Here is a 21781-nt window from a genome sequence, read left to right on the forward strand (position 1 = left end):
TGTGTCCAACGACTTTCAAGAACATTTGGATGGCTATGCGGGTCGGGTACGCCAGGGTCAGCACGATCGATCAAAATCCGGAGCTTCAGCTTGAGGCGCTGAGACGCGCCGGTTGCGAGAAGGTGTTTACCGAGCGCGGGTCAGGCGCTCGCGATGACCGCCCGGAATTGGGCCGAATTCTCTCCGACGTGCTTCGCACTGGTGACACGCTCGTTGTCTGGAAACTCGATCGGTTGGCGCGATCGCTAAAGAAGCTCATCGCGACGGCGGAAGAGTTGGAGCGCGCGAAGATCGGGCTCGTGTCCTTGACCGAGAGCATTGATACGACGACGCCGGGCGGCATGCTGACCTTCCATGTCTTCGGTGCGATCGCCCAGTTCGAACGTGCTCTGATCCGCGAACGCACGACGGCTGGACTGGTCGAGGCGCGGCAACGTGGCCGCAAGGGTGGCCGCCCGCCCGCGATGCGCCCGGGCGATATTGCCGCGGCGCGCGCCCTGATGAAGGAAGGCAGCATACCGGTACGCAATATTGCGCAGCGCATGGGGGTTTCTGTTGCAACCCTCTATCGTCATATCGGCAAGAAGGGTGGCTCTCCCAAAACAGTGGAATCCGAGGACGTCCATGGCTGAGCGGAGAAAGCGGCCGCCCGGAGAGGCTCTTGTCGATCTTCGACGCCGATTGTCGCTGCTTTCTCCCCGTGATCCAGGCCGTACCGAGATTGTTGCTCGTGCCGCCGATGCCTACGGCATCTCGATCTGGACCCTGTATCGGGCGCTGCGGGAGTTGAACCGCCCGAAATCCGTACGGCGCGCCGATCACGGAACCTCCCGGATCGCCCCGCAGCCGGAGATGGAAACCTATGCCGAAATCATCGCGGCCCTGAAGATCAGAACGGCGAACCGGAAGGGGCGGCATATCTCCACGGCGCGCGCCATCAAGCTGCTTGAGGAAGACGGCGTGGTGACGCCCGATGGCCTGGTCCGTGCACCGCCCGGCATCTTGAAACGCGCAACGGTCGATCGGCTGCTGCGTGTTTCCGGCCTGGATTATGCGCGCGTCACCCGCCCGGTGGCTGCCGTCCGATTCCAGGCGCGGCGTTCCAACGAACTCTGGCACTTCGACATGAGCCCGTCCGACCTGAAGCAGGTGGAAGCGCCGCTTTGGGTCGAGGAAGGGCGCGGCCGGCCGACGCTGATGCTGTTCTCCGTGGTCGATGATCGCTCCGGCGCGAGCTATCAGGAATACCGCTCCGTCTACGGCGAGGACGCGGAGTCCGCCTTGCGCTTTCTCTACAATGCCTTCGCCGCCAAGCCTGAACCGGAACTGCCGCTTCAGGGGATTCCAACGACCATCCATATGGATAACGGGCCGGTGAGCCGCTCGCGCGTTTTCCAGTCCGTCATGGGTAGCCTTGGTGTCCGGGTTCTCACGCATATGCCCCCGTCGGACAGCGAGCGGCGCACGCCGGCGCGAGCGAAAGGCAAGGTCGAGCGGCCGTTTCGCACGATCAAGGAAGTGCACGAGACCCTCTATCATTTCCACAAGCCGAAGGACGAAGAGGAAGCCAACCTTTGGCTCAGGCGCGCCTTGGTCACCTACAATAACGGCGACCATCGCACAGAGTCTCATGCACGCATCGAGGATTGGCTGCGGCATCTTCCTCCTGACGGGGTGCGGGCGATGTGCTCCTGGGAGCGGTTCTGCGCCTTTGCGCGCGAACCGGAACGACGGACGGTTGCTGGAGACGCGACCGTATCGGTCGAAGGCGCATCCTATGAGGTCGAGCCCGAACTTGCCGGCGAAACGGTGACCTTGCTCTGGGGCCTGTTCGATCAGGAACTGTTCGTCGAGCATGAGGGCAAGCGCTTCGGTCCATTCCAACCTTCGCGCGGGGCGGTTCCCCTCTTTCGCTATCGCAAATACCAGAAGAGCAAGCTCGAAGAGCGGCTCGACAAGGTGGTGCGCCTGGCAGACCAACTTGGGCTCCCCCGCGCCGCGGTCACCGGCGGGGATCGTCCATTGCCTTCGCTGCCCCCGACCACGGCTGGGCTGAGTGTACGGCGGACACCGTTTCCGGAACCCGCAATAGAGACCGCTTATCCAAATGGCCTCGCAGCCCGTGGGGCCATCGCCGACCAGCTCGGCCGGCCGATCGGCGCGATGAATGCCGGTGACCGCGCCTTCATCAATGAACTGCTTGGAGAAACACTCGACAAAAAGATGATCGCGGCCCGTATCCGCGAACGCTTCCAGGCGCGAAGAAAGGAAGAATGATGCTCGCTGACGTTCAATCCAGTTACGGCCTCGACCGGCCTTTCCAAGGGGCCGGCAACTTTGAGACCGAGCATCAGCGCACGATCATCCGCGAGGTGTGTGCGGCCGTCCAGACCGGTCGGCTTGTCGTGGTCTCCGGCCTGGTCGGTTCGGGGAAAACCCACCTTTTGCGCCGCATCGAGGCCGAACTCACCAAAGCCGGCAAGGTCGCACTCGCCAAATCGCTGGCGGTCGACAAGCGGCGCACTTCGCTGCCATCGCTCATTGAAGCCCTGTTCTACGACTTGTCTCCCGGCGATCGTGCGCAGGTCAAGATCCCCAAGCAGGCCGAGCGCCGGGAGCGCGACCTGCGCGACATCATGAAAAAAGGCAAACGGCCGATCGTCCTCGTGGTCGACGAGGCCCATGACCTGCACCACAAGACCTTAACCGGCCTGAAGCGACTGATGGAGGTGGTCGCCGACGCCGGCGTGCTCCTTTCCGTACTTCTTGTCGGGCATCCCCGGTTGCGCAATGATCTGCGCCGGCCGCAAATGGAGGAGATTGGCTACCGCACGACCATTTTTGACTACGAGGGGATCGGCTCCGCGCGCCGCGACTATGTTGCCTGGCTGCTTGGCGCCTGTGCGGCCGAAGGCGTAAAGGTTGGCGAACTCCTCGAGGAAGAAGCCATCGACCTCATCGCCGAACGTTTGCGCACGCCGCTTCAGATCGAGATGCATCTCACCCTCGCATTCGAGCAGGGCTTTCGCCTCGGCGCCAAGCCGGTTACCGCCGAAATCGTCGAGCAGGTCCTGTCCCGCGCCATCGACGATCTCGAACCGACGTTGACCCGAAATGGTTACGATGCGACGGCTCTGGTCACGCACCTCAATGCTCGGCCGTCGGATATCCGCGCCTTCCTGGCGGGCACCCTTGATCCCGAATATTCCCGTCAGCTGACCGAGCAACTACGACAGGCAGGCGTCCCGGTTTGACCATGCCGTCGCTGGCAATTAATCTGAGCACGTGGGGGATGTTTGCAAGCAGACCCGGATGTTTGCGAGCACATTGGCAGGGAGCGTGAGCACGACGCCCGCTCCATTGTCAGATAATTCGAGCAGAAAATGCCGATGTTTGCGAGCAGAGGCGCTTATGTTGGCAAGCCGCTACAGGTAGCGGTAGCCGGATGAGGGGCGGACATGCGCGACGGGGGATGAATCGTGACCTTTGACCCCAAGTCGCTCTCCCAATGCTGGCCGCTTCCATCAAAGCCACGCCCGATCATCACATTTGGCGCCGGCTCGATCGTCGACGACGCGCATTATCCAGCCTATCGCAAGGGTGGTTTCCCGATTGCCGGCCTCTACGACCCCGATCACGACAAGGCGAAGGCGCTGGCGGAGAAATGGAGTGTCACGGCCTATCGCACCGTTGAGGAAGCAGCCTCTGTCGAGAACGTGGTCTTCGACCTCGCCACTCCGCCGGCCGCGCATGCGAAGGTGCTGGCGGCCCTCCCGGACGGCGCGGCGGCGTTGATTCAGAAGCCGATGGGCGCCGATCTTGCGGCGGCGACGGAAATCCTGAAAATCTGCCGCGATAAGCAGCTCAAGGCTGCCGTCAATTTCCAGCTTCGCTTCGCGCCTATGATACTGGCGCTGAAGGATGCCATCGCCAAGGGTCTGCTCGGCGAGGTCGTGGACTTCGACGTCTATCTGGCGCTCGATACACCCTGGCAGCTCTGGTCCTTTCTCGAAGGCCTGCCGCGCATCGAGATCGCCATGCACTCGATCCACTATCTCGACGTCATCCGCCAGGTGCTGGGCGATCCGCAGGGTGTGCACGCCAAGTCGATCGGCCATCCGAGCCACCGGATGGCGCAGACCCGCACAACGGCGATCCTCGACTATGGTGACTGGGTCCGTTGCGCCCTGTCGATCAACCACGACCACAGGTTCGGCCGCCGGCATCAGGCTTGCGAGTTCCGCATCTCCGGTGCGGACGGCGCGGCCTATCTCCAGCTTGGCGTCAATCTCGACTATCCGCGCGGCGAGCCGGATATCCTGGAAATCCATCCAAAGGGCGGCGACGGCTGGGTGCCGGTGCCGCTGGAGGGGACGTGGTTCCCCGACGCCTTCGTCGGCCGCATGGCGAACCTCCAGCGTTTCGTTTCCGGCGAGGACGCCGAACTCGTCTCCCCGGTCGAGGATGCGTGGATGACCATGGCGCTCGTCGAGGCGGCCTATGCCTCCAGCGCCGCACCGGCAACGCCGCTCGCCGCACGGCCCTAGACAGGAACAGCCCATGGAACAGGTGAAATATTTCGAGGACTACGAGATCGGCGAGGGGCGCAAGACGAGCGGGCGCACCATCACCGAGACCGATTTCGTCGTGCATGCCGGGCATACCGGCGATTTCTTCCCGCATCACATGGATGCCGAATTCATGAAGACGCAGCCCTTCGGCCAGCGCATCGCCCATGGCACGATGGTCTTCTCGATCGGCGTCGGGCTGACGGCGAGCATCATCAATCCCGTTGCATTTTCCTACGGTTATGATCGCATGCGCTTTATCAAGCCTGTCTTCATCGGGGATACGATCCACACCCGCGTGACGATCTCGGGCAAGGAGGATGATCCGAAGCGTGCGGGTTTCGGCCGTGTGATCGAGCGCACGGAGGTCGTCAACCAGAAGGGTGAGGTCGTTCTCGCCGCAGACCATATCTATGTCGTCGAGCGCCGGCCGAGCGCCTGACACACCAAAAGGAGCCATCATGAGCCTTTCCATCAAAGACAAACGTGTCCTCATCACCGCAGCCGGCCAGGGTATCGGCCAGGCGAGCGCCATCGCCTTCGCCCGTGCAGGTGCAAAGGTCGTCGCGACCGATATCAATGCCGAAGCGTTGAAAAGCCTTGCCGGTGAAGCCGGTATCGAGACCCAGGTGCTCGATGTGCTGAGTGAGGAGGCGGTGAACCGGGTGGTGTCCGTGACCGGCCCGTTCGACGTGCTCTTCAACTGCGCCGGCTTCGTGCATGCCGGCTCGATCCTCGACATGCCGGACAAGGACCTCGACTTCGCCTTCGATCTCAACGTGCGCGCCATGGTGCGCACTATCCGCGCCGTGTTGCCGGCGATGCTGGAGAGGAAGGACGGCGCGATCATCAACATGGCGTCGGTCGCCTCCAGCGTGAAGGGCGTGCCGAACCGCGCCGCCTATACCATCACCAAGGCGGCGGTCGTCGGGCTCACCAAGTCGGTAGCGGCCGACTATGTCGCGCAAGGCATCCGTTGCAATTGCATCTGCCCCGGCACGGTCGAAAGCCCGTCGCTGCAGGATCGTTTGCGCGCGCAGGGCGACTACGAGGCGGCACGCGCGGCCTTCATAGCCCGCCAGCCGATCGGTCGTATCGGCACGCCTGAGGAGATCGCCGATCTCGCCGTCTATCTTGCCGGCGCCACCTACACGACCGGGCAGGCCTACGCCATCGACGGCGGCTGGACCATCTGAGACATTTTTTCGCCGGCAAAGCGCCGGCCATTGCAAGGGCCGCACCATGACCAAGATCACCAGCCTTCGCTCGATCGACCTGCGCTTTCCCACCTCGCAGAGCCTGGACGGCTCGGATGCGATGAATCCGGACCCGGACTATTCGGCCGCCTATGTGGTGCTCGGCACGGATGCGCCCGGCCTCGAAGGCCACGGCCTGACCTTCACCATCGGCCGCGGCAACGACATCTGCTGCATGGCGATCGAGGCGATGAAACATCTGGTGATCGGTCTCGATCTCGCCTGGGTGCGCGAAAATCCCGGCCGTTTCTGGCGCCATGTGACGAGCGACAGCCAGCTCCGCTGGATCGGCCCGGACAAGGGCGCGATGCATCTGGCAACCGGCGCTGTGGTGAACGCCGTGTGGGACCTCCTGGCCAAACAGGCGGGCAAGCCCGTCTGGCGGCTTGTCGCCGAGATGAGCCCGGAGGAGATCCTCTCCATCGTCGACTTCCGCTATCTGACGGATGCGCTGACGCCGGAGGAGGCGCTTGCCATCCTGAAGAGGGCAGAAGCGGGCAAGGCCGACCGCATCGCGACGCTGGAGAGCGAGGGGTACCCCTGCTACACCACCTCGGCCGGCTGGCTCGGCTATGACGACGAGAAGCTGCGCCGCCTCTGCCAGGAGGCCGTCGATCAGGGGTTCACCCATATCAAGATGAAGGTCGGCCGCGATCTGGAGGACGACAAGCGGCGCCTGCGTATCGCCCGTGAGGTGATCGGCGACGAGCGCACCATGATGATCGACGCCAACCAGATCTGGGAGGTGGGGCAGGCGATCGACTGGGTGTCGGAGCTGAAGCCGTACAAACCCTTCTTCATCGAGGAGCCGACGAGCCCGGACGATGTTGCCGGCCACAAGGCGATCCGTGAGGCCGTTCATCCGGTCAAGGTGGCGACGGGCGAAATGTGCCAGAACCGCATCATCTTCAAACAGATGATCGCCGGCGGCGCGATCGACATCGTGCAGATCGACAGCTGCCGCATGGGCGGGCTTAATGAGGTGCTCGCGGTTCTGCTGATGGCGGCAAAATATGGTCTGCCGGTCTGGCCGCATGCCGGTGGCGTCGGCCTCTGCGAATATGTCCAGCATCTCTCGATGATCGACTATATCGCCGTTTCAGGCACCAAGGATGGTCGCGTGATCGAATATGTCGACCATCTGCACGAGCATTTCATCGATCCCTGCCGTATCGAGAATGCTGCCTACATGCCGCCAACGCTGCCGGGCTTTTCGATCGAGATGAAGCCGGAATCGATTGCCGCTTACACGTTCGGCTGACGCGGCCGGGGCGGCCGTCTCCGCCGCCCCGTTCCAGATGGAGATCAGGAAACCGGCGTCAGGTCTCCGTCCATCACAAAACGCGGCGTTTCTTCCGGGCGATCATAGACCTGCCAGCGGATGCTGTTCGTGCCGACGTGGAACACTGCGGTTGCCAGCGTGTTCTCGTGGTCCGGGTCGTCCGGCTGTGCGCGATAGATGGGCAGCGGCGATACGGCCTTGTCCCACAGGATGGTACGCGGATCCCGCAGGGTTTCGCCACCTTCGGCGACAAGACGGTCTCCGCGCTGCTGCCGCGCCCCGGACGAGCCGGTGATCATCTGCCGCTCGCCAGCCATACGGGCATGAACCAGATGATTGGAATGGCATTGCGGGCGGTCAAGCGTGATGGCGGAGCATTGCCCATGGGTGAATTCCACGCTGACGAGCCGCGGATCGCCCCTTTGCCCGAGCGTCATGTGAAAGGCACCGGCCCGTTCCGAGGTCTCCAGCAGATGGATGGCCGCATCTATCGACGGGCAGTCCAGCAGGGCGCGCCCGAGCACCATGCGCGGGAGGCCCGTGCCGACACCGCGCGAGCGGATGTTGTTGACGGTCTGAACGAGGCCCGCCGCCGTCACCGCAAAGGTGTGGCCGGGGATCGAGGCCGGATAGACGAAACTGGTGAAGGCCGTGCCGCCCTCGGGGCGGATATGGGCGAGCGCGCAATACCCGCGAAAGCCGGGATCGCCGTCCTCGTTATGGGCGAGCAGCGGTTCGGCGCCGGGTATCTGCACGGTCGTGCAGCCATCCGGCGCGAAGGCCCAGAGGTCGCCGCGGCAATTCCACAGGAAGACGTCGTTGAAGGGAAGATCGAGGCCGAGGGCGAGGCCCTGGAGTTCCGCCCAACAGGTCGGGAAGCGGGCCTCCACCATCCGGCGCATCGCGGCAACGCGCGGATCCGCGCGAAAGGCGAGGACCGAAGCCCAGGCATGGCCGTGCACCAGATGCCGATGGACGATGTCTCGACCGAAACGACCGAGCTGGAGGCCGATCTCCCGCGGCCTGCCGGCAATCTCGATGAAACCCAGCCTGGTGTCAGTGGACATGCTGCAAAAACTCCCGCAGGCGTGGATTTTCAGGATTGGCGAGCAGGTCGGCCGGCTTGCCGTCGACGGAAATCTTGCCGTCCTCCATGAAGATCAGCCGCGTGCCGACCTGCCGGGCGAAGGCCATTTCGTGCGTGACGACGATCATCGTCATGCCCTCCTCGGCCAGCGCTTGCATGACGCGCAGCACCTCGTGGCGCAGTTCCGGGTCGAGGGCGGAGGTCGGTTCGTCGAACAGCATCAGCTTCGGCTTGACGGCCAGCGCCCGGGCAATCGCCACGCGCTGCTGCTGTCCGCCCGAAAGCTCGGCCGGGTAGTGGTGGCCGCGCTCGGCGAGACCGACTTTGGCGAGCAGCGCCCGCGCCTGTTCCTCGGCCTCGGCGCGGCTGGCGCCGCGCACGCGGCGGGGGCCGAAGGCGACGTTCTCCAGCGCCGTCATCTGCGGGAAGAGGTTGAACTGCTGGAAGACCATGCCGGCCTCCTGGCGAATGAGGCGCACCTGCGAGCGGCCGGCCTTGACGCTGATGTTGTCGACGACGAGATCGCCGCCATTGATTTCCTCGAGCGCGTTGATGCAGCGCAGCAGCGTCGATTTTCCCGAGCCGGACGGGCCGATCAGTACGACCACCTCGCCCTTGTCGATGTTGAGGTCGACCTCGCGCAGCACCACGACGGGGCCGAAGGTCTTCGTGACGTTTCGAAATTCCACGATGCTCACAGGATCCGCATCCTCTTTTCGGTGACGCGCAGGATCAGCGTCAGGGTTCCGGTCATCAGCAGGTAGAGGATCGCCACCGCGCTCCAGATTTCGACCGCGCGAAAATTGGCAGCCATGATCTCCTGGCCCTGGCGGGTGAGTTCGCCGACACCGATGACGATGAACAGCGAGGTGTCCTTGAGGCTGACGATGAACTGGTTACCGAGCGGCGGGATCATGCGCCGGAAGGCGACGGGGCCGATGATGTAGACCAGCACCTTCCACAACGGCAGGCCGAGCGCCAGACCGGCCTCCTTCAGGCCCCTGTGCACGGACAGGAAGGAGCCGCGCACGATCTCCGCGATATAGGCGCCCGCATTGACGACGATCGCCGTGACGGCGGCAGTCATCGGGTTGACGCGGATATCGGCGAGAACCGGCAGCGCGAAATAGATGAACATCACCTGCACGACGATCGGCGTGCCGCGGATGAGCTCGATATAAGTAAAGGCGATGGCGTTCAGCAATGCGTTGCCATAGGCGCGCATCAGACCTGCGACGAAGCCGACGACAAGGCCGCCCACAAGGCCGGCGAGGGTGATCAGGATGGTGAGGCGTGCGCCGCTCAACAGGGCGGGCATGGCCTCGCCGATGACGGACCAGTCGAATTCCATGAAGGGCTCCCCAGCGTGAGGAGGGTGCGCCGGCATGCCGACGCGCCCGGCGAGAGCAGGTTCAGCAAGTGGGCGGGGCGGTTTGCCCGCCGAAACTTGCCGAACGCCGAGACATCAGAGTTTCGGTTCGGTGCCGAACCACTTCTTGTAGATCTCGGTGTAGCGTCCGTCCTTCTTCATGTTGGCGAGCGCGGCGTTCACCTTGACGACGAGCTCACTGCCCTTCGGAAAGCCGATGCCGTATTGGTGGGCCATCATCTGCTCGCCGACGGCCTTCACCTTGCCGCCGCCGGCGGTCTTGACGTAGTAGAGCACGTTCGGCGTGTCGTGCATGGCGGCATCGACGCGGCCGGTCTGGAGTTCCAGATAGGCGTTGTCGATGTTCGGGAACTGGCGCAGCTCCGTTTCCTTGAAGTGCTCCTTGGCATAGTCCGTCGCCGACGTGCCGGTCTTGGTGGCAAGGATCTTGCCCTTCAGGTCCTCGGCGCTCTGGACCGTGCTGTCCGCCGGCACCATCAACAGGAAGCCGCTGTCGTAGTAGCCGTCGGAAAAATCGATCGCCTTCTTGCGCTCGTCCTTGATGGTGATGCCGGCAAGCGCCACGTCCACCTGCTTGGTCTGGAGAGCGGGAATGATGCCGTTGAAGTCCATCGGCTGCAGCGTGTAGGTAACGCCGATCTCCTTGGCGATGGCATCCCACATGTCGATGTCGAAGCCGACATATTTGTCGCCTTCCTTGAACTCGAAGGGCACGAAGGCCGTGTCGGTGGCGACCACCAGGTCTTCGGCATGCACGCCCTGGCCAAAGGTAAGGGCCGATGCGAAGGCGGCAAAGAGAATGGTACGCAGTTTCATGGTTGTTCCCCTTTTGCTTGGTTATGCGTTTGGAAGTGTGCCGATAGCGGCGTCGATTGCGTCGCCCAGCCTTTCGACGATGCGCGCGATGTCCGCGCGCTCGACGATGAAGGGCGGGGCGATCAGGACATGGTCGCCCTGCCGGCCGTCGATCGTGCCGCCCATCGGGTAGACCATCAGGCCGCGCGCCATGGCTTCCTTCTTGATCAGGCCGTTGAGCTTCAATTTCGGGTCGAAGGGTCGCTTGCTGACGCGATCCGCCACCAGTTCCACCCCGCGGAAAAGACCGCGCCCGCGGATGTCGCCGACATGGTGGTGATTGCCGAGGCGCTCGACGAGCTGGCTTTCCAGTTCGGCGCCCATCGCGACGACATTGGCAAGGAGATTTTCACGCCGGATGACCTGCTGGACGGCAAGCCCGGCGGCAGCGGCCATCGGATGGCCCATATAGGTATGGCCGTGCTGGAAGAAGCCAGAGCCGCTGGCGAAGGCCTCGAAGATCTTTTCCGAAAGCAGGACGGCGCCGACCGGCTGGTAGCCGCCGCCAAGCCCCTTGGCGATGGTCATCAGGTCGGGCGCGACACCATCCTGCTCGCAGGCGTGCAACGTGCCGGTGCGCCCCATGCCGCACATCACCTCGTCGAGGATCAGCAGCACGCCGTAACGGTCGCAGATGGTGCGGATGCGCTTCAGATAGTCGGCGACGGGCGGGACCGCGCCGGCCGTGGCGCCGACGACCGTTTCGGCGACGAAGGCGATGACTTCGTCTGCGCCCAGTTCCAGGATCTTGTCCTCAAGCTGCCGGGCGGCGCGGGCCGCATAGGCCTCGTCGCTCTCGCCCGTTTCCTGCAGGCGGTAGGCGTAACACGGGTCGATATGGTGGGTTTCGACGAGCAGCGGCTTGAACTGCGCCCGCCGCCACTCGTTGCCGCCCGCCGCGAGCGCCCCGAGCGTGTTGCCGTGATAGCTCTGCCGGCGTGCAATGATGTGACGGCGCTGCGGTTCGCCCTTCTCAACGAAGTACTGCCGCGCCATCTTCAGTGCCGCCTCGACCGCTTCCGAGCCACCGCTGACGAGATAGGCGTGGCTCAAGCCTCCCGGCGCATCAGCGATCAGCAACTCCGCCAGCGCCTCGGCGGCCTCGGAGGTGAAGAAGCCCGTATGGGCATAGGCGAGCCGGTCAAGCTGTTCGTGCAGCGCGGAAAGGACAGCGGGATGGGCGTGGCCGAGGCAGGAGACGGCGGCGCCGCCCGAGGCGTCGATATAGGCCTTGCCCTCGGCGTCGAACAGTTCGATGCCCCTGCCGCCCACGGCGACCGGCATGCGGGAATGGATGGTGCGATGCAGGAGGCGGGTCACGGACGCTTCACCCTTGTCTTGAGATGGATGTTGAGGGCCGCCGACTGCCGGTCGACGGCAGCAAGCGCGGATCCTGCCGCATCCCCGGCCTGGCCGGCGACCAACGCGCCGAGCACTTCGGCGACGACGAAGGCAGGCGACATCGTGTGCAGGAACGAGGGGCTTTCTGTCGGCACCACCAGCGTGCAGGCGGCTAGCTGGGCGAGAGGGGCGACGAGGCTGTCGGTGATGGCGATCAGCGGCACGCTCGCCTCGCCGGCGTAGTCGGCGATTTCGATCGTCTGGCGCGTATAGGGCAGAACGCTGACGGCGACCATCACGTCCTCGGCGCTCGCGCTGCCGAGCGCATCGGCGCCGATGCCGCCGACGGCATCCAGCATGATCGAATGTTTTCCCGCGAGCGACAGGATGTAGTGCAGATGCCAGGCCGGCGAATGACTGGAGCGCAGGCCAAGGCAGTAGATGCGTCGCGCTGTGCCGAGCAGGCGGGCGGCCTCCACCAGCATTTCCAGCGATTGCGGCTGCGAGAGCTGGCTGACTTGCGCGGCGATGCCGCCCAGCATGTCGGCCGCCAATACCTGGTCACCCTTGAGCTTCTGGCTTTTCGCCTGTGCGCCGACGCGGCCGGCAAAGCCCGTGACGTCGCCGCGCATGGCATCCGCATGGCGCTGGCGGATATCCTCATAGCCGGCGAGGCCGAGATGTTTGGCAAGCCGCGTCATGGTGGCGGGTTGCACGCCCGCCTGCCTTGCCTGTTCGCGCATGGAGAGCAGCGCAACTTCGTGCGGCTGGTTCAGCACATATTGCGCGGCGGCCTGAAGCTGCTCCGACATCGTGTCGAAGGCCTGGACGATCTGATCTGCGAGAGGGCTGGTTTGCATGGCGATCGAATACACCTTTCCAAATTTCTTTGCAACATATGTTTCATTGATGTATAAATATGATCCATATGAATCATGGCATGGATGCACGATGACAGATTCTTCCGTACTGCGCCGCGTGGCCATCGCCGTGGCCCCGAACGGCGGCCGCCGCACCAGAGTGGACCATCCTGCTATTCCGCTGACGCCTGCCGAACTGGCGGATACCGCCGCACGCTGCCTGGAGGCGGGTGCCGCGATGATCCACGCCCATGTGCGCCGGCCAGATGGCCGCCATCTCCTTGACGCCGATGCCTACGGGGCGGCGATTGCGGCCGTCCGCGCGGCGGTGGGCGATCGCCTGGTCATCCAGATCACCACGGAAGCGCTCGATCTCTATACGCCAGCGGAGCAGATCGCCGTTCTGAAGGCGGTGAAGCCGGAAGCGGCCTCGCTGGCGTTGCGGGAACTCGTGCCGGACGCGGCTGCCGAACCCGCCTTCGCCGACGTGCTCCTCTGGATGAAACGGGAAAACGTCCTGCCGCAGATCATCCTCTACGAGCCGACGGAGGCGGTGCGCCTCGCCGAAATGATCCGGCGCGGCCTCGTGCCCTGGCCGGATATTCCCGTGCTCTACGTGCTCGGGCGCTACACCGTCTCCCAAACCTCGCAGCCTGCGGACCTGCTGCCTTTCCTGGCACCGGAGACGCCGCGTTTTTCCAACTGGAGCGTCTGCGCCTTCGGTCGCCATGAAACGGCCTGCGTCACCGCCGCCGCCTTGCTCGGCGGCCATGCCCGCGTCGGCTTCGAGAACAATCTCTTCAGGCCCGACGGCAGCCGCGCGATGTCCAATGCCGATCTTGTCGGCGCGGTCACGCTGGCCCTCGGCCATCTCGGTTGCACACCGTGCACTGCTGACGAAGTGCGCAACGGTCTCGGCACTCCAACCTGATGTATTTTGTCAGCATTGATGCTCAAGCCTTTGCGATATCGTCAAAAATGTCTTCATAAAAATTGTAGAGGCCGCGATATCTTTGCCGGGCAGTTGAACTCGGCGGTATCCTCTTCGCCCTTGCGCTCTTTGTGGCGCTTGTCCCGGTATGCCGGGCAGCTTGCGAGGGTCGGGAAACTCGCATACGGAAGGAAGGGGACACGTAGGAGGGGTATCATGCAGGATCGAAACACGGCTTTGCAGGAGAGTGTGCGGCTCGACGATCCCGAACGTGCTTACCGTGTCCTGATTGCCGATTTGGTCGGCCTGCGCTTCGATGCCGAAGGGCGCCCCGATTTCAGCGAGGTCGCAGCCTATATCGAGGAAAGAGGCGGCACGTTCCATGACGCGGCCTTCGCCGGCGAGGCCCTACCGCCCGGCATCCACTTCTTCTACCAGCCGGATATCAGCACCGAGGCAGAGATCCTGGCGCAGACCTCACGCGGGCAGTACGATGCGCTCATCGCCGCGGCGACCTTCATTCCGCGGCTGGCGGTCTTTCCCCTCGGCGGGGTGCGCATTGGCGCGGGGACCGGCAATATGGGCTCGCTCTCCTGGGGCGGCGGCAACGGCGAGGGTGGCATCGCGCCGCTGATGAACACGCCGGGCATCAACAGCCGGGCGACGGCGCAGATGGTGATGAAGGCGTTGTTGAAGGTGACGCCGGATCTGCCGGTCGGCCTCATGCACGAACGTGTTGCGAACGGCGATTTCGACACCGGCCGCGACCTCAAATCCTATCCGACCGCCAAGCTGGAGGGGTGCCGCATGGCGGTCATCGGTTATGGCAACATCGGCCGCGAAGTCGCCAAACTCGCCCGTGCCTTCGGCATGGAGGTGGCCGTTCATGCGCGCGCAAAACATCGCCAGTGGATCGAGGCGGAGGGGTTCGAGTATGCATCCTCTCCGACGGATGCGGCGGTGGGGGCTGATGCACTCAGTGTCCATGTCGGCCTCGGGCGGCTCGATCCGGTGACGCGCGCCTATGCCAATGCCGGCATCGTCAACGACGCCGTGCTCTCGGCGATGAACCGCGGCGCCGTGGTCGTCAATTACGACCGCGGCGAGGTGGTGGATGCCGGGGCGCTCGACCGGGCGCTCGCCTCCGGCCAGGTGCGCCACGCCGCCATCGACGCCGATCTCTTCAAGGATGCGGCAAGCAGCGCACTCAGCGGGCCGATGCTGCCCTATCTGACGCTCGCTGCCCGCCATCCCGGCAAGCTCGAGCTTCTGCCCCATGCGGCAGCCGACACGGACCATCCCTCGCGTGTTGCCGGGGCCTGCCAGGCGGTTGACCAGATCATCGACGTCATCCGCTATCGCCGCATCCGCAACCTCAAGGGCGACCTGCCGGAAGGCTATGTCGACGCGGGGGCGAAGGTGCCGCACGGCATCGGCCGCGTGTCGACCGCGACGCTTGCTGCCGCCGTCGCCGATCGGCGGTTCTCCGAACTTCACGGTGTCTCGCGTGAAATCTTCGATACGCTGGAGGCGATCGTCGAGGCGGTGGATGAGGGCATGACCCACCAGCCGGCGGCCGGCGACGTCGTTGCGCTCACCCATCTGCTTTTGCGCCAGCGGCGGCTTCTCGAAGCCCTCGGGCTGGACGGCCCGGCAGAAGCCTGAAGCCGTACTTTGATCTGCCTCCTGCTGCGGGCGCCCGATGCTGTCGACAATCAGGCGCTGGTCCGCGTTTCTTCGAGCCGGCCATAGCGCTGCATGACGGCCACCAGCTCGTCGTGCCTGATGGCATCGATGCGAAACCGGTCATGTGGCGTGCCGCCGCTGTCCTCGGCCGCCAGCATGGCGTTGACCACGGCCTCCTCCACGCTTTCCACTGCCGCCTGGTAGATCGGATCGAGATATTCGTCGTTGACCATGCCGAGGCCGAGCATGAGCGGCGCGCGATGCGCCATCGGCTGCGGATTGGCGGTGGAGAAGGCGAGGAAGATATCGCCGGAATTGTTGCCGCCGGGCGTGCCGTTGCGGCCGATGCCGATGGCGGCGCGGCGGGCAAGGCGTTTGAGCTGGTGCGGGGCCAGCGGCAGGTCGGTGGCGATGACGACGATGATCGAGCCGCGCTCCTGGAGCTGGCTTTGCGGCGTGTTGTCCTTGATATGTTTTCCGACCGGCACGCCGCAGACCGTCAGCCAGTCGCGTTGGCCGTGGTTGGCCTGCACCAGCGTGCCGATGGTGTAATCCCTGTCGCCGAAGGAGACGATACGCGACGCCGTGCCGGTGCCGCCCTTGAAACCGTAGGCGATCATGCCCGTGCCGCCGCCGCAATTTCCTTCCGCGACGGGGCCGAAGGAGAGATTGTCCAGCGCCGCGCGGGCATCGGCTTCCGCCACCGGCATGGCATTGATGTCGCTCAGCACGCCGTCATAGGTCTCGGCGACGACGGGCATCAGCCAGAGGAAATCGCCGATCTCGTAGGTCGAGGCGTAGCGCTCCAGCATCCAGCGGATTGTCGCATGATGGGTGATGCCGACGGCGTGGGTGTTGGTGATCATCACCGGACCCAGAAACGTGCCGCCGTCCTCGATCCAATGGGTGCCGGTCATCTCGCCATTGCCGTTGAAGCGGTGAATGCCGGCATAGACCGGGACGGGCGTTTCGCTCTCGGCATGCGGCAGGATGGCGGTAACGCCGGTGCGTACCGGCAGTTTGCGGCCGGGTCGCGGGGTCTCTTCGACAATGGTCTGGAAGCCGACGGCGATGCCTTCGACGTCGGTGATGGCGTTGAAGGGCCCGGTGCGGCCGGTGAAAGGCAGGCCGAGGGCGCGGGCGCGGGGTTTTACGGTCTGGGTCATGTCATTTCTGCCTGGAACGAAGGTAGAGGCCGAGTGAGGCGACGACGAAGGAGAAGGTCAGCATCATCACGGCGATGGCGTTGATCTCCGGCTTGATGCCGCGCCGGAGCATGGCGAAGATGAACATCGGCAGGGTCGTCACATCGACGCCAGCGATGAAATAGGTGATGACGAGGTCATCCATCGAGATGATGAAGGCAAGCAGCGCGCCGCCGACGATGCCGGGCAGGAGCTGCGGGAACACCACCTTGCGGAAGGTCGTCCATTCGTTGGCGCCGAGATCGGCCGAGGCGTTTTCCAGCGTGCGATCCATGCCGGCGAGCCGGGCGGAGACGACGATGAAGACATAGGAGATCAGGAAGGTGCACTGGCCGATGATGATCGTCTTCATGCCGAGATTGACGCCGGCATTGACGAAGAAGATCAGGAGCGCGATGCCGAGCACGATATCCGGCATCAGCATCGGCATGAACATGACGGTGCGGTAGAAACGCCTGCCGAAAAAGTCGAAGCGGTAGAGGGCGATGGCGATCGCCGTGCCGAGCACGGTGGCGATGGTCGTCGTCGAAGCGGCGATCAGCAGGCTGTTCCAGACGGCCTGCACCAGTTGGTCAGTCGATTCGATGTAGAGCGCATCTTCGGAGATCGTCGTCTTGAAGCCGAGGACCTGGGCGTACCATTCGGTGGTGAAGCCGGTCCAGGTCATCATGTTGATCGGGTTGGCGTTGAACGAATAGACGGCGATCAGCACCAGCGGGATATAGATGAAGGCGAAGAACAGAGCGGTGTAGGCGATCAGGCTGCCGCGGGCGAGGGAGGCGAAAATCTTCATCGAAAACCTCCTCAGCGGCCGGTAGCAGTGTCGAGGCCGCGGCGGCCGGACACGATGACATAGGCGAAGAGCAGCACGAGCATGACGCACATCACCATCATGGCGAGCGCCGAGCCGAAGGGCCAGTTGCGCGCGGCAAGGAACTGCTGCTCGATGAGGTTGCCGAGCATCATCACCTTCGCCCCGCCCAGAATGGCCGGTACGACAAAGTTGCCGAGCGCCGGAATGAAGACGATGACCGCTCCGCCGGCGATGCCGGGCGCCGTCAGCGGCAGGATGATGCGCAGGAAGGTGCGGATCGGCCCGGCGCCGAGATCGAGCGAGGCGCGCACCAGCGTCCAGTCGAGCTTTTCGACGCTGGCATAGACGGGCATGAACATGAAGGGGATGAAGACATAGACCATGCCGAGCACGATCGCCCCGTCCGTATAGATCAGCTCCAGCGGGCGGGCGACGACGCCGGTGCTCAGCAGTACGGAATTGACGAGGCCGGTCTGGCGGAGAATCAGCACCCAGATGAACAGCCGCACGATCAGGCTGGTGAAGAAGGGCAGGGTGATGAGGAAGAGGCAAAAGTTCTTCCAGCGCTCGGAAAGTCGGCTGATGCAGAAAGCAGCCGGGTAGCAGACGAGGAGCGTGGCGACCACCGTCAGCGCCGCGATCTTCAGCGAGCGCAGGAAGATGGCGATATAGACCGGATCGAAATCCTCGAACATCGGATCGGCAAAGCCTAGGATGCGGCCGTAACTGTGCGGATACCAGGTCCATTCCACCCCGCCGTAGAGGCCTGGCGCGAGAAAACTCGTCACGATCATGATGGCGAGCGGGCCGAGGAAGAAGACGGCGAGGAACAACGAGACCGGCCCGAGCAACAGGCCGAGCTGGGCGCGACGGCGGAAGGCGATCGACGACATATCAGGCGGCCTCCGCCGGGATGAGATGGACGGCCGCGGGATCGTAGGCAAGGCGCGCGCGGCGCGATTGCTCGATCTCGCCGACGAGGCTGCGGCGCGCCGCCGGGATTTCCGCGATGACGCGCCGGCCGGTCGCCGTGCGGCCGAACAGCTCGAAGGTGGAGCCGACGAAGACGATCTGTTCGAGGTCGACGTCGAGGGCGGGGGCGGCGTCCCCTTGCTGTGCGAGGAAAAACTGTTCGGGGCGGATGAGGGCGGTTGCCGTGCCCGTGGTTTGTGCCGTGGCGTGCGTGATGGAGAGGCCGTCCGTCGTCAGCAATTGTCCGCCGATCGCCTCGCCTTCGAAAAGGTTGCTGGCGCCGACGAAGGTGGCGACAAAGCTGTTCTTCGGCTGGTCGTAGATGGCGCGCGGCGTGTCGAGCTGCTGGATGCGGCCGCCGGAGAGGACAGCGACCCGGTCCGACATGGTCAGCGCCTCCTGCTGGTCGTGCGTGACGAAGATGAAGGAGATGCCAAGCTCGTGCTGCAGCGTCTTCAGCTCGATCTGCATGGCCTGCCGAAGGTTCTTGTCGAGGGCGGAGAGCGGCTCGTCGAGCAGCAGCAGTTTCGGACGCGCGATGATGGCGCGGGCGAGCGCCACGCGCTGCTGCTGGCCGCCGGAGAGCTGGCGCGGCTTGCGGCCCTCCATGCCCTCAAGGCCGACCATGCGGAGCGCCTCGGCAACGCGCTTTGCCCGCTCCGTCCGCGCGACGCCGGCCACTTCCAGCGCATAGCCGGTGTTCTCGCCGACAGTCATATGCGGAAAGAGCGCGTAGTTCTGGAACACCGTGTTGACCGGCCGGCGATAGGGCGGGCGGTCCGTCATGTCCTCGCCGTCGATCAGGATGCGGCCGGAATCGAGCTCCACGAAGCCGCTGATTGCCTGGAGCAGGGTGGTCTTGCCGCAGCCGGACGGGCCGAGCAGCGTCAGGAATTCGTTGCGGCGCACGTCAAGGTCGATTGCGTCGAGCGCCGTCACTGTCTGACCCTCGGGCGTGCCGAAGGCCTTCGCCGCCTTCTCCAGGCGGACTATCGAATCTCGCATCGTCGTTCCCCAAAATGTTATTAAAATAACGCTTGTGCGATTTCGATAGTTGGATACCATTTATCCATTCAAGTCAACGGCCGAAAGAAGCCGGGACAGGAACGTCCGGCGCAAAGGAAAACGCCGGGGCCGTGACGGGCCAAACCATCAGAGGAGATCATTCGATGACGAAATTTTACCGCGGCGGCCCATTCGGCCTTGGCAAATGGACGCGCCGCACCGCCTTTTCGCTCGCCGCCCTCGCGGCGACGGCCGGCATGGCGAGCGCCGCCGAACTCAACATCTACAACTGGGGCGAATACATCAATCCGGAGGTTTTGAAGAAGTTCGAGGAGGAGACCCAGATCAAGGTCAACCTCTCGACCTATTCTTCCAACGAGGAGATGCTGGCGAAAATCCAGGGCGGCGCGACGGGCTACGACATCGTCTTCCCCTCCGTGCACATGCACGACATCATGGCCAAGCTGGAGCTTCTGGAAAAGACCGACATCAATACGTTCGAGGGGTTCAAGAACATCGATCCCGCGTTCCTGCGCGCCAAAAGCGACCCGAAGGGCGAATATTGCCTGCCCTATGCCTGGGGCTCGGTTGGCATCTTTTACAACCGCACGATCCTCGGCAAGGACGTCACCGGCTGGAAGGACCTGATCGAGACGGTGAAGGCCAAGGGGCTGAAATTCACGCTGCTCGACGACATGCGCGAGGTTCTGGCGGTTGGCCTGATGCTGAATGGCCACAAGATCAACTCCACCGATCCGGCGGAACTGCAGCAGGCGGCGGAAACGATCATCGCCATGAAGCCCTATGTCGCGGCCTTCACCTATGACACGCGGCCGATGGTGCAATCCGGCGACGTCGCCGCCGGCCACTTCTTCGTCGGCGCGATGGTCGATGTCTTCGGCGACGAGAAGGACCTTGGCTATGTCATCCCCGAGGAGGGGGCGACGATGTATCAGGAGGACGTCTGCGTGCTGAAGAGCGCGCCGAACAAGGAAAACGCGATCAAATTCCTGCAATTCTACACCCGCCCGGAAATCGCCGCGCTCAACGTCTCGCAGCAGACCAACGGCACGGCCAACGTGCCGGCGCGGGAATTGACCCCGGAAAAGATCAAGAATAGCAAGGAGATCAATCCGCCCGCCGAGACCATGGCGCGTCTCCAGATCTTTGAGGATCTGGGCCCGGCGCTCCGCCAGCTCGACCGTGTCTGGACGCGGGTGAAGACGGCGCAGTGACCATGCGCGATCCCCGCCCGTCTTTTCGGCGGGCGGGATTTTTGGGAGAGGGCGACGTGTCGAAACGCATTCTGAAGCTCGTTCAGTCCGACGATCTCAGGCGGTCCAAATCCGACAAGCTGATCGCCCACTATATCGAGCGCAACATCGCCGAACTCCCCTTCGAGACCGCGCGCTCGATCGCCCAGCGCCTTCAGGTCTCGCCGATGACCATTGGCCGCTATCTGCGCCGCATGGGCTTTGACGGCCTCGACGAGTTGAAGAGCGAGCTGCGCCGCGGCGGCTCCAATCCGGCCTGGGAAGTCAAGGCCCAAGTCGCTTCGCTGGAACAGGACCGCAAGGAGGGAAAGCTCCTCGCCGGCCTCATCCAGCAGCAGATCGACAATCTCGGCCAGATCTATGCCATCACCAGCGCGCCGGAATGGCAGCAGACGATCGACGCGCTGATCGGCGCGAGCGAGGTCTACGTTGCCGCCTATCAGAACGTACGCGGCATCGCGCAATATTTCGCCAGCCAGCTTTCCTATACGCGCCCGCGCGTGCAATTCGTCGACGGCCTCAACGGCACCTATGCGGAACTGCTCGACGGCTCCGTCGAGGGCCGGTTGCTCTTCCTGCATGACGTGCGCCGCTTTGCGGCAAAAGCCCGGCCGCTGGCGCTGGAGGCCCGGCGGGCCGGCGTCAAGGTGGTGCTGCTGACCGATGAATTCTGCCCCTGGGGGCCCGAGGTTTCCGACGTCTGCCTCGTCGTGCCAGGCTCGCACGGGCCGCTCTGGGATGGCGCGGCCACCATGACGGCGGTCATGGACCTCATGCTCAGCAACATCATCGTGCTCAAGGGCGACGAGGTGAGCGAGCGCGTCGATACGCTCACCCGCCTGCAGGATGTCTTCGGGGATTTCGAGAGCTGAGCGCCTTGACGCTGCCGAGCGCGGCGGACTAAGGATGGATCGACGGTTCCCCGAAGGATGACTCCGAGGGGATTAATAGGGAACACGGTGCGGACGACCCAACAGGGACCCATTCCGTGGCTGCCCCCGCAACTGTAGGCGGATTGCCGCCTGTCCTCGGACGCGTTTTCGCGTCATGCCACTGCGGTTTTCCGCGGGAAGGCAGACAGGCAGCAGATATCCGTGAGCCAGGAGACCTGCCGTCGTCGTAAAAAATCCAAGTCACGGGCGGGGATGCCCGGAACAGGAGACGCCATGACGACCCTGGCTGCCGGCAACGGCAGAATTTCATTCGTTTTCTCCCGACCGCACTCGATTCGCCGCCATCGGCGCCTCGGCTGAGC

General features: G+C 64.0%; 20 protein-coding genes, 1 pseudogene and 1 riboswitch. Of the genes and pseudogenes, 11 read left to right on the forward strand and 10 right to left on the reverse strand.

The window, feature by feature from the left end; translation table 11 throughout:
• Positions 1 to 29: 29 nt before the first annotated feature.
• From K0P03_RS28070 to K0P03_RS28100, 7 genes are all read left to right on the forward strand, one after another.
• On the forward strand, positions 30 to 632 hold the full coding sequence (locus K0P03_RS28070; protein ID WP_003501098.1) for a recombinase family protein: 603 nt from the start codon (positions 30 to 32) through the stop codon (positions 630 to 632).
• Positions 625 to 2277 (forward strand): IS481 family transposase, encoded by a 1653-nt coding sequence (locus K0P03_RS28075; protein WP_003501095.1) that lies wholly within the window; start codon positions 625 to 627, stop codon positions 2275 to 2277. The genes K0P03_RS28070 and K0P03_RS28075 overlap by 8 nt, the downstream gene beginning before the upstream one ends.
• Complete coding sequence (locus K0P03_RS28080; RefSeq protein WP_003501092.1) at positions 2274 to 3254, forward strand: ExeA family protein; 981 nt, start codon at positions 2274 to 2276, stop codon at positions 3252 to 3254. The genes K0P03_RS28075 and K0P03_RS28080 overlap by 4 nt, the downstream gene beginning before the upstream one ends.
• Positions 3255 to 3479: 225 nt before the next feature.
• Complete coding sequence (locus K0P03_RS28085) at positions 3480 to 4547, forward strand: Gfo/Idh/MocA family protein (protein ID WP_272791303.1); 1068 nt, start codon at positions 3480 to 3482, stop codon at positions 4545 to 4547.
• Between the two features lie 13 nt (positions 4548 to 4560).
• Entirely contained in the window at positions 4561 to 5010 is a 450-nt protein-coding gene (locus K0P03_RS28090) for a MaoC/PaaZ C-terminal domain-containing protein (RefSeq protein ID WP_272791304.1), read from the forward strand.
• A 19-nt stretch (positions 5011 to 5029) separates the two neighbouring features.
• Positions 5030 to 5764, forward strand: a complete 735-nt coding sequence (locus K0P03_RS28095; RefSeq protein WP_272791305.1) for an SDR family oxidoreductase — start codon at positions 5030 to 5032, stop codon at positions 5762 to 5764.
• A 46-nt stretch (positions 5765 to 5810) separates the two neighbouring features.
• Positions 5811 to 7085, forward strand: a complete 1275-nt coding sequence (locus K0P03_RS28100) for an L-fuconate dehydratase (protein ID WP_023515212.1) — start codon at positions 5811 to 5813, stop codon at positions 7083 to 7085.
• A gap of 44 nt (positions 7086 to 7129) precedes the next feature.
• Here the strand turns inward: K0P03_RS28100 and K0P03_RS28105 are convergent, their stop codons facing one another.
• The 6 genes from K0P03_RS28105 to K0P03_RS28130 form a co-directional block, all read right to left on the reverse strand.
• Complete coding sequence (locus K0P03_RS28105) at positions 7130 to 8173, reverse strand: C45 family autoproteolytic acyltransferase/hydolase (RefSeq protein ID WP_272791306.1); 1044 nt, start codon at positions 8171 to 8173, stop codon at positions 7130 to 7132.
• Positions 8163 to 8891 (reverse strand): glutamine ABC transporter ATP-binding protein GlnQ, encoded by a 729-nt coding sequence (glnQ, locus tag K0P03_RS28110; RefSeq protein WP_130514515.1) that lies wholly within the window; start codon positions 8889 to 8891, stop codon positions 8163 to 8165. The genes K0P03_RS28105 and glnQ overlap by 11 nt, the downstream gene beginning before the upstream one ends.
• Positions 8888 to 9544 carry a glutamine ABC transporter permease GlnP gene (glnP, locus tag K0P03_RS28115; protein ID WP_023515215.1) on the reverse strand — a complete coding sequence of 219 codons (657 nt, stop codon included), beginning with the start codon at positions 9542 to 9544 and terminating at the stop codon, positions 8888 to 8890. The genes glnQ and glnP overlap by 4 nt, the downstream gene beginning before the upstream one ends.
• A 114-nt stretch (positions 9545 to 9658) precedes the next feature.
• A complete protein-coding gene (gene glnH / locus K0P03_RS28120) occupies positions 9659 to 10399 on the reverse strand; it encodes a glutamine ABC transporter substrate-binding protein GlnH (protein WP_272791307.1) in 741 nt (246 codons plus the stop codon).
• A gap of 21 nt (positions 10400 to 10420) precedes the next feature.
• Positions 10421 to 11758, reverse strand: coding sequence for an aspartate aminotransferase family protein (locus K0P03_RS28125; protein ID WP_272791308.1), 1338 nt, complete (start codon positions 11756 to 11758; stop codon positions 10421 to 10423).
• Positions 11755 to 12639: a MurR/RpiR family transcriptional regulator gene (locus K0P03_RS28130; RefSeq protein ID WP_272791309.1), complete on the reverse strand. Its 885-nt coding sequence runs from the start codon at positions 12637 to 12639 to the stop codon at positions 11755 to 11757. Before K0P03_RS28130 ends, K0P03_RS28125 begins: the two co-directional genes overlap by 4 nt.
• A 91-nt stretch (positions 12640 to 12730) precedes the next feature.
• On the opposite strand from K0P03_RS28130, the gene K0P03_RS28135 reads away from it, so the two are divergent.
• Together K0P03_RS28135 and K0P03_RS28140 are read left to right on the forward strand one after the other, a co-directional pair.
• Positions 12731 to 13570 carry a 3-keto-5-aminohexanoate cleavage protein gene (locus tag K0P03_RS28135; RefSeq protein ID WP_272791310.1) on the forward strand — a complete coding sequence of 280 codons (840 nt, stop codon included), beginning with the start codon at positions 12731 to 12733 and terminating at the stop codon, positions 13568 to 13570.
• 249 nt (positions 13571 to 13819) lie between these two features.
• Positions 13820 to 15235 (forward strand): annotated as a pseudogene (locus K0P03_RS28140) (NAD(P)-dependent oxidoreductase); the annotation flags it as partial.
• Positions 15236 to 15285: 50 nt separating this feature from the next.
• On the opposite strand, the gene K0P03_RS28145 reads toward K0P03_RS28140, so the two are convergent.
• The 4 genes from K0P03_RS28145 to K0P03_RS28160 are packed head-to-tail and all read right to left on the reverse strand — an operon-like array spanning position 15286 to position 19252.
• Positions 15286 to 16422, reverse strand: coding sequence for a DmpA family aminopeptidase (locus K0P03_RS28145; RefSeq protein WP_272791311.1), 1137 nt, complete (start codon positions 16420 to 16422; stop codon positions 15286 to 15288).
• A gap of 1 nt (position 16423) precedes the next feature.
• Positions 16424 to 17254: an ABC transporter permease gene (locus K0P03_RS28150; protein WP_023517316.1), complete on the reverse strand. Its 831-nt coding sequence runs from the start codon at positions 17252 to 17254 to the stop codon at positions 16424 to 16426.
• Between the two features lie 11 nt (positions 17255 to 17265).
• Positions 17266 to 18168, reverse strand: a complete 903-nt coding sequence (locus K0P03_RS28155; protein WP_272791312.1) for an ABC transporter permease — start codon at positions 18166 to 18168, stop codon at positions 17266 to 17268.
• Position 18169: 1 nt separating this feature from the next.
• Positions 18170 to 19252 carry an ABC transporter ATP-binding protein gene (locus K0P03_RS28160; RefSeq protein ID WP_272791313.1) on the reverse strand — a complete coding sequence of 361 codons (1083 nt, stop codon included), beginning with the start codon at positions 19250 to 19252 and terminating at the stop codon, positions 18170 to 18172.
• 164 nt (positions 19253 to 19416) lie between these two features.
• Between K0P03_RS28160 and K0P03_RS28165 the strand changes: the two genes are divergently transcribed.
• Together K0P03_RS28165 and K0P03_RS28170 are read left to right on the forward strand one after the other, a co-directional pair.
• The gene (locus K0P03_RS28165; RefSeq protein WP_443020613.1) at positions 19417 to 20487 is read left to right on the forward strand and encodes a polyamine ABC transporter substrate-binding protein; all 1071 of its coding nucleotides are present in this window, start codon (positions 19417 to 19419) and stop codon (positions 20485 to 20487) included.
• A gap of 56 nt (positions 20488 to 20543) precedes the next feature.
• On the forward strand, positions 20544 to 21398 hold the full coding sequence (locus tag K0P03_RS28170) for a MurR/RpiR family transcriptional regulator (RefSeq protein ID WP_272791314.1): 855 nt from the start codon (positions 20544 to 20546) through the stop codon (positions 21396 to 21398).
• A gap of 26 nt (positions 21399 to 21424) precedes the next feature.
• Positions 21425 to 21656: riboswitch (cobalamin riboswitch) on the forward strand.
• The last annotated feature ends 125 nt before the right edge of the window (positions 21657 to 21781 follow it).

It is taken from the genome of Shinella sp. HY16, from assembly GCF_028534175.1.
In the GTDB taxonomy this organism is placed as follows: Bacteria; Pseudomonadota; Alphaproteobacteria; order Rhizobiales; family Rhizobiaceae; genus Shinella.